At 51.3% G+C, this 532-nt stretch carries 1 protein-coding gene; it reads right to left on the minus strand.

Annotation, left to right across the window (positions count from 1 at the left end; translation table 11 throughout):
• Positions 1 to 532 (minus strand): aldehyde dehydrogenase family protein (locus tag R8N47_RS28035; protein WP_318186463.1); only part of this gene is annotated, 532 nt, incomplete at both ends.

Below are 532 nucleotides of genomic sequence, written 5' to 3' on the forward strand. Positions count from 1 at the left end.
TCACCAAACGGCACGTATAAACGACGAGCACAAGTACAACGTTGACCAGCACTGATGAATGCCGATTGGATGATGGTGTACACCGTTGCATCCAAATCACCGTAGTTATCAGAGATGACCATCGGGTTGTTGCCGCCCATTTCTAGCGCTAACATCTTGCCTGGTTGACCTGCAAACTGACGATGCAGAATGTGACCCGTGTTCGCACTGCCCGTAAACAGAATGCCATCAATACCTTTCGCATCAGCCAACGCAATACCGGTTTCCTTCGCACCTTGAACAAGGTTGATCACGCCTTTTGGTAAACCCGCGTCTTCCCACAATTTCATAGCTAGCTCGCCAGTCCAAGGCGTTTGCTCAGATGGTTTGAACACAACTGTGTTCCCCGCTAGCAAGGCAGGAACAATGTGGCCATTCGGTAAGTGACCAGGGAAGTTATATGGCCCAAACACCGCCATTACGCCAAGAGGGCGATGTCGCAATACAATCTGGTTGCCCGCTGCTTCGCGAGTCGCTTCACCAGTACGGTCAC

The organism is Vibrio sp. 2132-1 (genome assembly GCF_033344315.1).